The following is a 14,235-nucleotide window of genomic DNA, read 5'->3' on the forward strand; positions in this document are numbered from 1 at the left end:
TTTTCAAAAGAAACATTAGTAGATGCTATATTACTGGTACACAATATATATCCCCCTTTTGAGTCTTGAAATCTCATAACAAATAAAAAAGGACACACCTATGGCATATGTATGCGTAGGTGTGTCCTTTTGCAAGATAGTTTTAGAAGTATTTTGTTACTTTTATCATATCATAGTTCTAATTAATTTTATATATGAAATTTAAGATTTTGCGATATTATTTCTTCTTCTCATATATAAACGTGACTCTCTTCTGTGTAGAGTCATATGTTAATTTCGCATCGAATGATTTCCCTGTTTTTTTCGATATAAATCCTTTTATTGTATCCGTCATATTCTTTTCTAATAGTTTCTTGATTTGACTAGCTGTAATTCTTTTTTCAAGTATCATTCCTGAAACAATGAAATCACAGCCCTTCTTGTATTGTTCGCATAAATAGTTTGTTTTCCCTATTATGACTCTACTCTGGCATAATGGGCATTTACCTACTGTACGATCATCTGTAGTTGGAAATTCAAAACAAATACTAAGATCCGGGTTTAATCGAATCGCAGCTGTGAATTCCCCCCTTCACTTCTTCTATTTAATTCTTTGGGAAAGATATATTTTCCTGATAATAATCATAACCTATATTAGAATTTCATTTATTTCCGGAAGGAGTAAATGGGATGGGTTTCCCAACTCAACAACAAAATAAACCTAGCATTGAATCATTAAATGATACCTAGACCTATATTTGATAACCCCAATTACAAACCAGCCGGTAAACTTATAAATAAGATAGTGCTTATAACTGGTGGGGAGAGTGGAATTGTGAGGGCTGTCGGTTTTGGTGCAAAAATTTAAGGACAATTACAATGACTCTATAAATCTTGGACATACTGTTACTATTACTTTAGAATGGGTGCGTGATTGGTATGGGAAAGGAAAACGCATTCAAATGGAAGCATTATCAGCCTGATATTATTTTATTAACGGTAAGATGGTACCTACGGCACAACCTCAGTTTTCGTGATTTGGTGGAAATGCTAGAAGAACGGGGTTTATCCATTTCTCATACAACGATTATGCGTTGGGTTCATCAGTATGGTCCTGAATCGGATAAACGAAACCGTCGTCATCTCAAACAAATGACTCTTGGAGAGTCGATGAAATATATATCAAAGTAAAAGGTCAATGGATGTATTTGTATCGTGCTGTTAATTCAAAAGGAAACTCAATTGATTTTTTCCTAAACAAAAGACCAGAAGGCTGTAAAGCGGTTTTTCAAGAAAGCTTTGCGATCTCTTCATGTTTCAAAGCCGCATGTTATAACTGTCGATAAGAACCCAGCTTATCCTATAGCGATTGTACAGTTAAAAAAAGAAAAAAGCATACCTGATGGTATGCAACTTAGACAAGAAAAGTACCTGAATAACATAGTAGAACAAGATCATCGCTTTATAAAGAAGCGAATCTGTTCTATGCTAGGGATCAAATGTTTTGACACAGCTACATCCATTCTTTCTGGGGTAGAAGCCATGCATATGATTAAAAAAGAACAGCTTGATTTACGGAACCAGTCTGTCCAAAATTAGAAAGAATTCATCCATCAATTGTTTGGACTTGCACCATACGATACGATTCCGTTAAGGATATATGCGCTTTATTCTCTTTTATTTTTGCACCAGAACCATAATTATTTAATATAAGAATTTAATTACATTTACATTAATACTGTTCTTAAAAATTGTTTATGACGGCAATTTTATTTCATAATGTGATAGTTGTTTTCCTTGGTAATCTTTATCATAAGCAAATTGGAATCCTAAGGTCTCTAATACCCTTTTTGATTTATCATTTGTAATTTTAATTCTCGCAATTAGTTTTTTAATTTCCATTGATTTAGTAGCATACTGTATAGATGCTTTTGCAGCTTCTGTTGCATAACCTCTTCCCAAAAATTTTGGATCTAATAGATACATAATTTCAACTTCCTCTTCTTTTAGATCTACATATCTTAAACCACAATGCCCTCTAATTTCCCCTGTACATTTATTTAAAATTGCCCATACGCCAAATCCATATTGATTCCAATGATCTATAAACTTTTCAACATATATTTTTGCTTCTACTATTGTCATTCCTCTAGATGCTGCAAGCCATTTACCGACGGTATCATTTTTTACGATTATTATAAATATCACTAATGTCTTCTAAACTTATTCTTCTCAAATATAGCCGATCTGTTGTAATTGTTTTTTCGTCTATTTTAACATTCATACAACTCTCTCCTTTAGACAGTAATCAATATTTTATTATCGTACTGCATTTCCCTGTTTTTTCCACAACAACTATTACTGTTGGTTCGAAATAAAGTTTAATCAAATTAATACTAATCCCCTTAATAAATGAACAAATAGAAAGAGCGGGTTTTGAAAAAAGGCTGCTCAAAACCTGTTATAAATTTATACATATAAAATTACTATTAAAAAAAGTTTAATCATTTTCCAGGCTGTCATATTCTCTAATCTAAATTAATTAAATTAGCTATTAACAAATGGTGAGAACTTATCTACATATTTAGTTGGCGTAAATTTGATTAATTCATATTCAGCAACTTGATTTTCATAAAAAGGGTCTTCTTTTAATATTTTTTGAACAGTAACCTCATCATCCGAATTAACTAAAATAACTCCACCAATTCTAGGATCACGTCTTCCAGAGAGAATGAAGTTGCCTCCTTTGTAATGTTTATCTATGAAATCTACATGTTCTTCCAGAAAATCTTTGACTACACTTAATGGTTTCACATATTTTAGTAGAACTATAAACATAACCCCATCCACCTTTCAATATACATTACTTTCTATATTTATCATTCTAAACCTATAATCCCTAAAATCATTATAGTTAAATGTATTGATAAATGAAATTCGTTCAAAAATAAAAGAAATAAGTTTCCAGTTAAACTTTTTTTAAAATCTACAATTACCTATATCTTTCTTACAGATTATTAAGTAGCGGAGCACAACACATCCTCATCAAATTAATATAAATTTATATCCATATAACAAAAAAACGCTATTCTTTCTGTAGAATCATAGGAAAGAATGGCGTTTTTGTATGTCTATTTCTGTATCTGATGAATTACAACTATTTGCTCAAGAAATTCAAAACTTCTTATCTCCAAATTTCTTACTAGTTCTTGCTAGAGATATTGGTTTTGTACAACGAGCCAGTAAGTACCAAGAAAAAGGTTTAGTAGCTTTATGTGTATGGATGAGTCAAAATGTCGTTAAAAACTCTTTAACCCAGTTATGTAGCTGTTTAGAAGCATCAACAGAAGTGTGCTCATCAGTCCTGAAGGACTGACTCAGCGATTTAATCAAGCCGATTTTTTTACATTAAACTAGAATGTTAAAATATTATGATTATTGAGTATTTTTAATCCGACTAGTATATAATAAATGGTATGACGTTCTTTAAAATGTGGGATTGAAAATGAAGAAGTTTTTAATTTCATTGGTAGGGTAGAAACATATATTAATGGAGGTCTGAAATGAAAAATAAACTTATTATTGAAAAAGAATTTTTACATCCACAAGAAGATAATTTAGAGACATTATTAAATAAAACTGTTTTCCTTCAAAAACAACTTAAAGTTAATAATTACCTCAACCCTAAATTTGCTGTGGATTCTTTTAATTACCAAGAAGAATTAAGGAAGAGTTCTATACCTGAACGGGGAAATAATTCAGAGGAGGTTTTAGCCAGTCTTACTGAGATGTTTGAAGGAAGTATTCGTCCACAGTCTCCATATGCACTCTTCAACATGGTACCGTCACCATTGTTAGATACAGTAGCGGCAACAACGATGACACAACTATACAATTCTAATAGTTTAATGGATGCTTTTGGTGGGAAAACCATTTTGTTTGAACAACGTATAGCACGAGCTATCGGCCGTTTAGTAGGATGGGAACAATCGCATGGAATCTCTTGTAATGGCGGAAAATTAACCCTTTTGTATGCAATTAAATCAGCAATTTCAAAAATATCTCCTGAATCTAGACGTGAAGGGGTTCCAAAAGATCTCGTTATTTTAACAAATGAAGGAGCACATTATTGTGTTGAACATGTATGTTCACTACTGGGATTAGGTGCAAATCAATGTATTCGGATTAGAACAAAAGAAGATTGGCGTATGGATGTAAATGATTTAAAACAAGTGATTCAAGAGCAATTAGCTAAAGATAAACGTATTGCAGCAATCGTTTGTTGTGGTGGAACTACGATCAATTTTGCGTGCGATGATACAAATGAGGTTTATCAATGCGTGGAGAAAATATTTAAAGAAACAGAACAAACTTATTTTCCATACTTTCATCTAGATAGTGTAATAGGCTGGTTATGGTTTAATTTTATGGGTCTAAGTGAAAGAGAATGGGAACAGCGTGTTGAGAATCCTGAAATTCGTTTTAAAATAAAACGAGTAATAGAAAAAATGGAAGGTGTTTCACGATTTGATTCATTTGGGGTAGATATGCATAAAAATGGCTTATGTCCATATTCGACGAGCATGTTTGTTTCAAAAACCGATGAGTGTTTTAATTACCTAAATGAGGGTACATATACATATAGCGAAAATGATTATGAATTTGGAAATTTTCGTGCGTACCGATACACAATTGAAAATTCTCGACCAGCTACCGGTATTGCAGCTGCATGGGTAGCAATGAATCGGTTAGGGCGGAATGGGTTTCAAGAATATTTGGTTAGGCTACATACACTGAGTTTATTATTTGAAAAAGAACTACAAAATTTAAATGGTATCTCTGTTATTAATAGTGCTTCACTAGGATGGGAAATTGTTTTTACGATCTCATTTCATAACATATTAACTGAATTTACACATTATGATGCTAATGAAATCGCTAAAGCATTCATTCAATATTGCTGGAGTGAAAATAATAAAGGTCGAGAGATTCCATTGATTAGTATTGTGCCAGAGTTTAAAGTAACTCCAGATGATACAGATAAAATTGCTTTCTTACTTTATCCAATGTCTTTATTTTCAGAAGAAAAATCAGGAGAAATTATAAAAAAATTAGCAACTTGTATTAATGAATTTGAAAGCAAAGTTATTTCAGGAAAAATTCCAATTAAAGATTGTGTTTTAGAAAAGCCAATCCGTTAAAAAATATGGTTAAGATATAACTAAAAAGGAGATTTTTATGGCAAAGACGTTTATTCAGACCCTTCCAGCAGATGCTTTTAGCTTTATTGAATCAAAAATAAAACAGCAAAAACAACCCATAATTAATTTAGCGATTGGAAATCCGGATGGCACACCAAATTCTCACTTAGTAGAGAAACTACAAAGTTATATTTCAAATCCCAATTTTCATGGATATGGAGATTTCACTCCAGAAATAGGAAAAGAATTAAGAAAAGCAGTTACATCTTATTATGAACGCCGTTTTGGAGTGAATTTATGTGCTAGAACCGAGGTAATAGATGTATTAGGTACTAAAGAAGGCATTTATTATCTGCTGTCCTCCCTTCTAGATGAAGGGGATTCTGCCCTTGTGCCTTCCCCCACGTATAGCGTTTATACAAATTGTTTACATTTAGTAGGAGGAGTTCCAATTTATTTTCCATGTAAAGAAGAATCCTTTCTACCAGACTTAGCTCAAATTCCAAAGGAGGATTTACAAAAAGCTAAAATCATGGTCCTATGTTCACCTGGAAATCCAACAGCAACAATTTTACCAAAAGCTTACTTAGCACAAGTCATTGCACTTGCAAAAAAATATAATTTTGTAGTGATACACGATTTAGCCTACGCAGAAATTTCTTATGGTGAAGTAGAAGTACCTAGTATTCTATCCTTACCTGGAGGTAAAGATGTTGCGGTTGAGTTATATAGTTTGAGTAAATCTTGTAATTTAGCAGGTTGGCGCATCGGATTTGCTTTAGGGAATAAAAAGGCATTACAAGACTTACGAACCATGAAATTTAACATTGATTTCGGAATGTTTTTGCCCTTTCAAAATGTTGCAATAGATGCTCTAAATAACATGGAGTACTATGCACTGGAACAAACAAAACAATATCAAGAACGAATGGATTATATTGTCCCGGAGCTTCAAAAACTTGGATGGGATGTTAAAAAATCTAAAGCTTCTTTTTTTATATGGACAAAAATCCCAGATCATTATAAAGAGATGGGGGATCAAGGTTTTGTAAGCTACCTTTTAGATAAAACAGGCGTTTTGCTTTCACCTGGCAGTGGGTTCGGTATTGGAGGGGTAGGTTACGTACGCATCGCGTTAGTAAAAGACATAACTATTTTAAAGGAAGTGATTGAGCGTTTAAAAAAATTATAAAATTATCTATGAAAAATGCATTCAACTTTTCCATAATTGACGAGGGGTGAAGTGCTTCGGTATTCACCTCTTGTTTTATCAGGATCCTCAAGATCGGAGAAATCCAGCAGCTAACAAAATTTCTGGATATATAACAAAAGTCATGAACCTAACAATATTCTTCTACTCCATGATTGGAATGGTAGCAAATTTTCTAGGAGATCTCAGACAGTTGAAGCATTAGAAAGTATCATAAGATATTTATACAGAAACAATTATGAATGTGTAACAGTATCTGAAATGCTCTATCGTTCCATAAAACCAATCCCCTCCCCTTTTGATTCCTTTTATCAATGATCCTAGGCTTATTTATTATTTATTTTTTCAGGTCTATCTTATTTACATAAATATACAATAAATGTCTGGAGGATAATATTTTTTAGTAACTCTACATATTAAAGATTATAATGAAAAAAGAACTTGTACCTATGGATAAATAACTTAATCAAAAATGGAAAAGAAATTTCGGTAATACAACTTAACAATAAGGGATTTTATTCCTAAATAAATTAAAGTTTTATAAAAGGAGAGATGTAAAATGTACCCTATAGAATAGACACTTGAAAAAAGTCTATTCTATAGGGTATTTCTTGTATAATAAAAGGAAAATTGGAATCGGAGAATGTTGAAAATGACAAAAAAACTATTTACAGAAAGAGAAATTCAAATTCTATCAAATAACCTATACGTAAAATCTGTAAGTCAGAAAGGTATCACTTATACAGAGGAATTTAAGCATATTTTTATTGAGGAAAATGAAAAAGGAAAGCTACCTCGAAATATTTTTGAAGAATGTGGTTTTGATATAGATATGATTGGAATGAAACGAGTTATGTCATCGGGAAGTAGATGGCGTGCTGCTTATAGAAAAAATGGTGTATTGGGTTTAAGGGATACACGTATCGAAAACGCTGGAAGAACTCTTGAGAGAGAGCTTACGTTAGAAGAAAAGTATGCCCGTTTAGAAGCCGAACGAAACTTACTAAAGGCGGAAGACGAATTGCTAAAAAAAATCAAACTTGTGGAAGGGAGGATGAGAAGGAAATAACACTACCACCTAGTCAGAAATTCATCTTGATTCGTTCTGTCATCATGAAATACAACTTAAGGAATATGGTCAGTCATTTGTGTAAAGTAGCTGGTGTATCCCGTTCGGGATACTATAATTACTTTTCAGTTTCATCTCAAGAACAACGGAAACAAAAGAGTGATCGAGATGAAATCTTGAAGGAAACCATATTAAAAGCACTTCGATTTAGAAATAGAAACAAGGGGGCTCGTCAGATAAAGATGACATTGGCGGGTCAGTTTCAAGTTGTCTACAATTTAAAGCGTATCCGTAGAATTATGAAGAAATACGAGATTATCTGTCCGGTTCGCAAAGCGAATCCTTATAAAAGAATGCTTAAAGCTACAAAAGAACATCGAATAGTACCGAATCAATTAAATCGGGAATTTAAACAAAATACCCCAGGGAAAACACTTCTTACAGATATCACCTATTTAGTTTACGGTAAGAATCAAAGGGCCTATTTATCTACAATTTTAGACGGCTCAACTAATGAAATTTTAGCTTACCATGTTTCAGAACAGATGACATTAGAGCTCGTAACGACAATTCTCCATAAACTAAAAAGGAATCCGCGGATTCGATTGACTGAAGGTGCTTATATTCATTCAGATCAAGGATCCCACTACACAAGCCCTACCTATCAAAAGCTAGTTAAAAAGCTAAACCTTGGACAAGCCATGTCAAGAAGAGGAAACTGTTGGGATAACGCCCCACAAGAATCATTTTTTGGTCATCTGAAAGATGAAGCTCATATAAAACCTTGCGTGTCCTTTAATGAATTGAAACAAGAGATTAAGAAATATATGACGTATTATAATCATTATAGATATCAATGGAATTTAAAAAAGATGACTCCTGTTGGATACAGAAATCATCTTCTTGATGTTGCCTAACTTTTTTCAAAATGTCCTTTACAAAGGGTACAGATTAATGTGTCTCTCCTTTTATTCATGTATTATCTAACGTTAACGATTAACTCCACCACTAAGTTGTTGTTCAGCCATTGCTACTAGACGTTTTGTCATTTCGCCACCAACAGATCCGTTTGCACGAGCTGTGGTATCTGCACCAAGTTGTATACCAAATTCTTGAGCGATCTCATATTTCATTTGATCAAGGGCTTGTTCAGCACCATGTACTAATAATTGGTTTCTGTTTCTGCTTCTACTGTTATTGTTTTCCATGTTATGTCACCTCCTTCAATTTTTAATATGTTAATAAGCAATGAAAAATAAATAATCCTTTTTTTAGGAAATCCATAATCTTTTATACCATCAAGATATGATGTGACACTCAATCCCAAAGCTTGTATTGCATCTTTATCTAAATTATTTATGCTAGAAGAAATTCCGTATTCAGTCTGCAATGGTTCCATTGTTAAATTCATATTATTATAAAATGGTGAATGTATTTCGCCACCTAAATTAAGCAATAACCTGGATTATATACTTTGCCCTCTATTTCAACCCATGAATGACTAAATTGAACGTTATTTCCAGTATCTAGCACTCCTCCGATTCTAATCACATTTTCAATTCCTTTTTCATTAAGAAGAATATGCTTCTGGAATATCAGCATTATTCTTTCCTTCTACATTCTGCTGTATTATTTTCTGTGCTGTTTGTACAGGTTTTGTTTGTGTTGAACTGCTACATGCTGTAGTTTGAAAGACTAATGATGTTATACAAGCATTCTTAATCCATGTTTTCATACCGTAGTATCCTTTTCTATTAGTACCACTCTACTTAATATACAAATGAACCATAGCTGGATTCACTTTTTTATACTCACAACACAAGCAAAATTGAACCCACTTTGGATGCTCGTTAAACGTAGCCCTGAATGATTGCTTTTTACATTTGAGACATGCTGATATTTCAATCCCCTTGTTACGTTCCTGGCTCTCCATATCCACAAAAAATACATTTATAGTTGGTATTTTACTCATACACAATATATCTTCCACTCTCCTTTTTTTTAGAAACTTATAAACAACGAAAAGAGGACACACCTATGGCATATGCATGCGTAGTTGTGTCCTCTTGCAATATAGATTTTAAAATATTTTGTTAGTTTCATCAAATCATAATTCTTATTAATTGCATGTACAGAGTTTAAGATTTTGTGATATTATTTGTCCTTATATAAAAAAAGTTCTCTACCTGTTGGTTTGTAATAAAGTTTGATCAAAAGCATGCTACAACAATTAATTTTCCAACAGAAGAAACCCAAACATTTTGAAAAATGATCAAAATGCTTGGGTTTTTTGTTGCTATTAAATTTACATCATTATTAATAAATCAATAGGATATGAAGGTGCCATATTTCTAACAACTATCTTTAAACAGAACCCTACATACCTCCGGCTGTTATTATATAAATATGAATCAAACTATTATTCCCATCATAAACTTCAGCTCTAATTGTTCCTTCTACCCCGCATATAATTTCTCCATTAGAGAGGTTTATTTCCCAATCTCCTGATGGATTCTTCGTATCAAACTTATATTTGTATATATTATTACCTTTATTATCAATTTTTATAGGTAAATAATATGGAAGTCCTATGGGTATACTCAATTCATAGGTCATTTGATCATAAGAGAGCGGAATAGATAATTTCACTGGATTTTCATTCTGGTTTTCTGCAACAACTACATTATCATTTCCTATAAAAAAAATACTAGTTAGTAATATACCTATTGGCAATTTTTTGTACATAAAAACCCTCCTTACAATATTCGTATAAAAATACATCTGAATTTTTCGAAATATAACGTTGTAAGCATCTGGAAGATACATATTTGCTACACTTGAGATTGATTTCAAAAATGCCATAATGTTAATACCTATGCCAAGGAAGAACAATTTTCTACTAGCTCTCCCCAAGTCATATATATTCTTTCTATATCTTCTTCTATTAATTGACTACCTCTTTGCACCTCAATAATCTCCATATCTGAGATTGCACGGAGTCCATGCTTGGCTCTTTCTGGTATTTGAAGAACATCCCCTGCTTTCACGTGGAATATCACATCATTAAGCACAAATTCGCCTTCACCTTGAAGAATTGTCCATACCTCATTTCTTTTATAATGTAATTGATAGCTAATATTTCTACCCGATTTAATCTTTAATTTCTTCGTTAAAACTTCCTGTTCGTTTACATTTTTTGTGTAGTCTAATATTTTATAAGAACCCCACCTCCTTTCCTCGTACATAGGGCGTTGATTAAATTGATTTACATAGGTTTTGACCTGAGCACTAGTCTTTTTATCTGTAATGAGAATACCATCAGGGCTTGCAGCAACAACAACATTTGATAATCCTACTGTTATTATTGGAATGTTCAATTCATTAATTAAATGCGTATTTTGACTATTTTCACAAATAATTCCCTTTCCAACTATTTTCGTATCCATCGCATCAGTTAATGTATTCCATGTACCTAAATCTTTCCAATAACCTGTATATAAAAGAGCAACAATATTCTTAGCTTTTTCAACGATCTCGTAATCAAAACTAATCTTTGACAATAAATGGTAATTACTAAGAAGCTCTTTGTAAGAAATCGGAAGACCTTTTTCTTGAAGTATTGAGATAATATACCTCAATTTACATGCAAATACACCACAATTCCATAGCGCATTTTGCTCAATTAGTTCTATTGCGTGTGATTTGGAAGGCTTCTCTTGAAAATATTTCACTTGCATATAGGAATCAACATCTAAATAATCCTTCGGAACTATATAGCCATATTTTTCAGATGGATAAGATGGGACAACTCCTAACAAGGCAATATCTGCATCCGTTTCTTCCAATAAATTCTCTAACTCTTTTATTTTTTCAAAAAAATGATTTTGTACATATGGATCCACAGGCAAAACAACTAGAGATTCATCTAAGTCCATCCCTTGTATTGAATAGAGATAAGTAGCTGCTAATGCAATTGCTGGAAATGTATCCCTTCGTTCTGGTTCTACTAAAATAGGAACATCCAATCCTATTTGATCTTGAATCATTTCTACTTGTGATTTACTGGTTGCAATAACTGTCCTGGAAGCAAGGTTAACTGATTTCAGCTGACCCCAGACACGTTGAACCATTGATTCATGCTCATTCCATCCATTTTTAAAAACTTTCAAGAATTGCTTGGAACGAGTATCATTTGATAACGGCCAAAGTCTTTTGCCAGAACCACCAGATAATAATACTAATCTCATATCAAAAATTCTCCTCCTCTTATTTCTTAAAAGGTTAAACATATATAATTATGAGTAATTTGAGATTTAAAAAATAGTAAGGATAAGAACTCATAATTGTAATGATTATTTCTGGAATCCTAATTAATTTACAGAAAAATTAAGATAATTTTTATTCCATTGCTAATAAAAAGTGGAAGGTAAAAGAGCATTTAACTTTAAAAGACAAGGCTAAAAGATAGATTACCTATTATCTCTCACTAAGTTTATAAATGAAAATACAGTCGAACTACAAATAAAAAATAGACCATCTGTTCTTTGAGAAATCAATGTAAATAATTTCAATTACTATTACACTGTTTAAGATCTCTCTATTAAAGGCATTATTTTAGACATTCATAATTATACTTAGATTGCTTACAAATTAAATTTTTTAATCTTGTATAAAGAGGGGGGTCACTCTTTCTATCCATGTATGATTTTTTAAAACTTCTTTCCTTCCTTGATTAGCTATATATAATCTCTTCTCAGAATCATTAAGAAGATTCTCCAGAATCTTCTCTGTATGCTCTTGACCCGTTGTATAAACTACACCTACTTCATTCGGAAACATCTCCATCATTACAGGATGTGGATCAGAGACTAATACTTTTCCAATTGATAATGCATGAAAAACTCTATTTGTTACTAGTCCGTACTTTTCCATATAGGCTTTATTGTGTATACATAAAACTATTTTTGTCGATCGATATACATCTACCATATCATCAATATTGATGATACCCCTATAAAATGAAACATAGTCTTTATAACTTTCTTGATCCCAACCATTCCCATAAATATCTAAACTGAATTTTGTAGCTGGTTTTAGGTATTGTTCATAACAATTATCGCCTCGCATCTTAGTATTTCCGATAAATACTACATCAGATTTCAAAGATTCAACTACCTTGCCAGGAGAAAATAATTCTGCATCTACTGCTAAGGGAAAGTAATGTATATTTGCGTATTTTTGAGAAATACAATAACTATTAGTAATAACCAAATCATAATTATGAAAATCATTGAGTGCTCTTTGTATAAAAATATCCTCATAAAATTGTTGAAAAAAAAGTATATTTTTACAATTTTCAATGCGATAAGACGGCCAATCGAAGTGTATAGCAACACTAATTTTCTTTTCACTTAATCGATTAGTATCTTCTAGATATCTAATAATATTTGATGTTAAAATTTCACAATTATAACCATCTAAACTTTCAATAGCTTTTTTAATTCCTAGAGAATCAATATCTTCTCCCCAAACCTCTCCATGCACAAAAGATTGATATGCTTTTTCAGGAAGAATTAATGCAACATTCATTGTCATATCTCCTTTAAATAGATAATATTTTATTTGTTTGGAATAGCATATAAAATGGTTTCATACGGCAGATTACAATGGTGTCCTAAGTAAAAAGTATATTCCTGATTAAACTTATTAATCAGTAAAGGTATATCCCAAAGATGTTCTGCTTCATGATATAAACAAATAGCCAAAAGTGGATTATAGTTCTTTATAGCTACTTCACTTCCAAGTAAGGCCTCGTATTCAGCACCTTCAATATCTAATTTTATATAGTCTAATCTTTCTAATTTTTTCTTTTCAACAAACTCATCAATAGAAATTACTTCTATGACATTACGACCTACTCTAGAGATTTTTTGAGATCCTAAATCAAGGGTAGAGTCAAAAACTAGGTTATCCCTCTCTTTCCATAATCCTAAATTATATTCTTCCACTATTTCACTTAAATTCTTATTTACCACATTTTTGCTTAATCTATCGAATAAAATTGTAGAAGGCTCAAAAGAAAATATTCTTATATTACTACTATTAGACTTTGCAAATTTAACAGCAGTATCTCCGTCATATGCTCCACCATCTATAATATGATAGTTATCTTTAATACTTATTCTTTGATGAAAATATTGATCATAGTTTGATATTGGGAAAAAAGCGCCCCCTACCATTCGGTGGTATAAAATTTTAAGGTAGATAGACTTTGACTCCTCATCATTCAATAAATTATATACATTGAAAAACTTTTCAATCCCTTCTTTATTATTTCTCGCTATTAAAGTTTTTCCCTTATCATATTGAATGACTGGACAAAGTTCTAATACTATTAAAAAACCCAAAAGCGTATTTCTGGCACTTTGAATCAAATCACTAGTACTAGATAAAATCACTACATATTCTTTATAATTAGCTAGTTCTTCTTTAGTTATGATCTTAATATCATCGGGAATATTAGTAGTATTGTTATCTAAGCTAAAGTAATACGAGACCTTAAAACCTAGTTCATTTAAATAATTAATTGCAGTAATACCTTCTTCGTTGGTTCCAACAATTAATATTTTTCTTTTATTGTTCTCCTTTATATATTTCAAAAACTCTACATCTTTAATTAACTGTGAACTACTGGTTTTCTCTATAAACTCGTCCCATAATAAGTAATTATTCATACAATCTCATCCTCGATTTCTATTTTTTATTAAGATATTATA

At 31.8% G+C, this 14,235-nt stretch carries 10 protein-coding genes and 7 pseudogenes; 8 read left to right on the forward strand and 9 right to left on the reverse strand.

Annotated elements, in window-relative coordinates; all coding sequences use genetic code 11:
* Positions 1-217: 217 nt before the first annotated feature.
* Positions 218-571: pseudogene (locus tag MR112_RS22360) on the reverse strand (topoisomerase C-terminal repeat-containing protein); the annotation flags it as partial.
* Between the two features lie 98 nt (positions 572-669).
* On the opposite strand from MR112_RS22360, the pseudogene MR112_RS22365 reads away from it, so the two are divergent.
* The 3 genes and pseudogenes from MR112_RS22365 to MR112_RS22370 form a co-directional block, all read left to right on the forward strand.
* Positions 670-826 (forward strand): annotated as a pseudogene (locus MR112_RS22365) (NAD(P)-dependent oxidoreductase); the annotation flags it as partial.
* Between the two features lie 4 nt (positions 827-830).
* Positions 831-962 carry a hypothetical protein gene (locus MR112_RS28810; RefSeq protein ID WP_255772759.1) on the forward strand — a complete coding sequence of 44 codons (132 nt, stop codon included), beginning with the start codon at positions 831-833 and terminating at the stop codon, positions 960-962.
* A pseudogene (locus MR112_RS22370) lies at positions 919-1,692 on the forward strand (IS6 family transposase). The gene MR112_RS28810 and the pseudogene MR112_RS22370 overlap by 44 nt, the downstream one beginning before the upstream one ends.
* Before the next feature lie 42 nt (positions 1,693-1,734).
* On the opposite strand, the pseudogene MR112_RS22375 reads toward MR112_RS22370, so the two are convergent.
* Both MR112_RS22375 and MR112_RS22380 read right to left on the reverse strand, forming a co-directional pair.
* A pseudogene (locus MR112_RS22375) lies at positions 1,735-2,263 on the reverse strand (GNAT family N-acetyltransferase).
* A gap of 263 nt (positions 2,264-2,526) precedes the next feature.
* Positions 2,527-2,817 carry a YciI family protein gene (locus MR112_RS22380; RefSeq protein ID WP_242245366.1) on the reverse strand — a complete coding sequence of 97 codons (291 nt, stop codon included), beginning with the start codon at positions 2,815-2,817 and terminating at the stop codon, positions 2,527-2,529.
* A gap of 289 nt (positions 2,818-3,106) precedes the next feature.
* Here MR112_RS22380 and MR112_RS22385 point away from each other — a divergent pair.
* The 5 genes and pseudogenes from MR112_RS22385 to MR112_RS22405 all read left to right on the forward strand — a co-directional run.
* Positions 3,107-3,375 (forward strand): annotated as a pseudogene (locus MR112_RS22385) (IS4 family transposase); the annotation flags it as partial.
* A gap of 167 nt (positions 3,376-3,542) precedes the next feature.
* Positions 3,543-5,180 (forward strand): pyridoxal phosphate-dependent decarboxylase family protein, encoded by a 1,638-nt coding sequence (locus tag MR112_RS22390; RefSeq protein ID WP_242245367.1) that lies wholly within the window; start codon positions 3,543-3,545, stop codon positions 5,178-5,180.
* Between the two features lie 37 nt (positions 5,181-5,217).
* On the forward strand, positions 5,218-6,372 hold the full coding sequence (locus MR112_RS22395; RefSeq protein ID WP_242245368.1) for an aminotransferase class I/II-fold pyridoxal phosphate-dependent enzyme: 1,155 nt from the start codon (positions 5,218-5,220) through the stop codon (positions 6,370-6,372).
* Between the two features lie 73 nt (positions 6,373-6,445).
* A pseudogene (locus MR112_RS22400) lies at positions 6,446-6,708 on the forward strand (chitooligosaccharide deacetylase); the annotation flags it as partial.
* Between the two features lie 325 nt (positions 6,709-7,033).
* Positions 7,034-8,376 (forward strand): IS3 family transposase gene (locus tag MR112_RS22405; RefSeq protein ID WP_242245369.1). Its coding sequence is split into 2 segments (ribosomal slippage): positions 7,034-7,415 and positions 7,415-8,376, totalling 1,344 coding nucleotides; the frame shifts between segments, so codons are not numbered across the junction.
* Positions 8,377-8,448: 72 nt separating this feature from the next.
* Here the strand turns inward: MR112_RS22405 and MR112_RS22410 are convergent.
* The 6 genes and pseudogenes from MR112_RS22410 to MR112_RS22435 form a co-directional block, all read right to left on the reverse strand.
* Positions 8,449-8,667, reverse strand: a complete 219-nt coding sequence (locus MR112_RS22410; RefSeq protein ID WP_242245370.1) for an alpha/beta-type small acid-soluble spore protein — start codon at positions 8,665-8,667, stop codon at positions 8,449-8,451.
* Between the two features lie 371 nt (positions 8,668-9,038).
* Positions 9,039-9,194, reverse strand: a pseudogene (locus tag MR112_RS22415) (thermonuclease family protein); the annotation flags it as partial.
* 641 nt (positions 9,195-9,835) lie between these two features.
* On the reverse strand, positions 9,836-10,204 hold the full coding sequence (locus MR112_RS22420; RefSeq protein ID WP_242245372.1) for a hypothetical protein: 369 nt from the start codon (positions 10,202-10,204) through the stop codon (positions 9,836-9,838).
* A 128-nt stretch (positions 10,205-10,332) separates the two neighbouring features.
* Positions 10,333-11,706 carry a sugar phosphate nucleotidyltransferase gene (locus MR112_RS22425; RefSeq protein WP_242245373.1) on the reverse strand — a complete coding sequence of 458 codons (1,374 nt, stop codon included), beginning with the start codon at positions 11,704-11,706 and terminating at the stop codon, positions 10,333-10,335.
* A 412-nt stretch (positions 11,707-12,118) separates the two neighbouring features.
* Entirely contained in the window at positions 12,119-13,048 is a 930-nt protein-coding gene (locus MR112_RS22430; protein WP_242245374.1) for a glycosyltransferase family protein, read from the reverse strand.
* A 29-nt stretch (positions 13,049-13,077) separates the two neighbouring features.
* Complete coding sequence (locus MR112_RS22435) at positions 13,078-14,193, reverse strand: FkbM family methyltransferase (protein ID WP_242245375.1); 1,116 nt, start codon at positions 14,191-14,193, stop codon at positions 13,078-13,080.
* Between the last annotated feature and the right edge of the window lie 42 nt (positions 14,194-14,235).

Source organism: Bacillus cereus group sp. BfR-BA-01330, assembly GCF_022663885.1.
GTDB classification, from domain to species: domain Bacteria; phylum Bacillota; class Bacilli; order Bacillales; family Bacillaceae_G; genus Bacillus_A; species Bacillus_A cereus.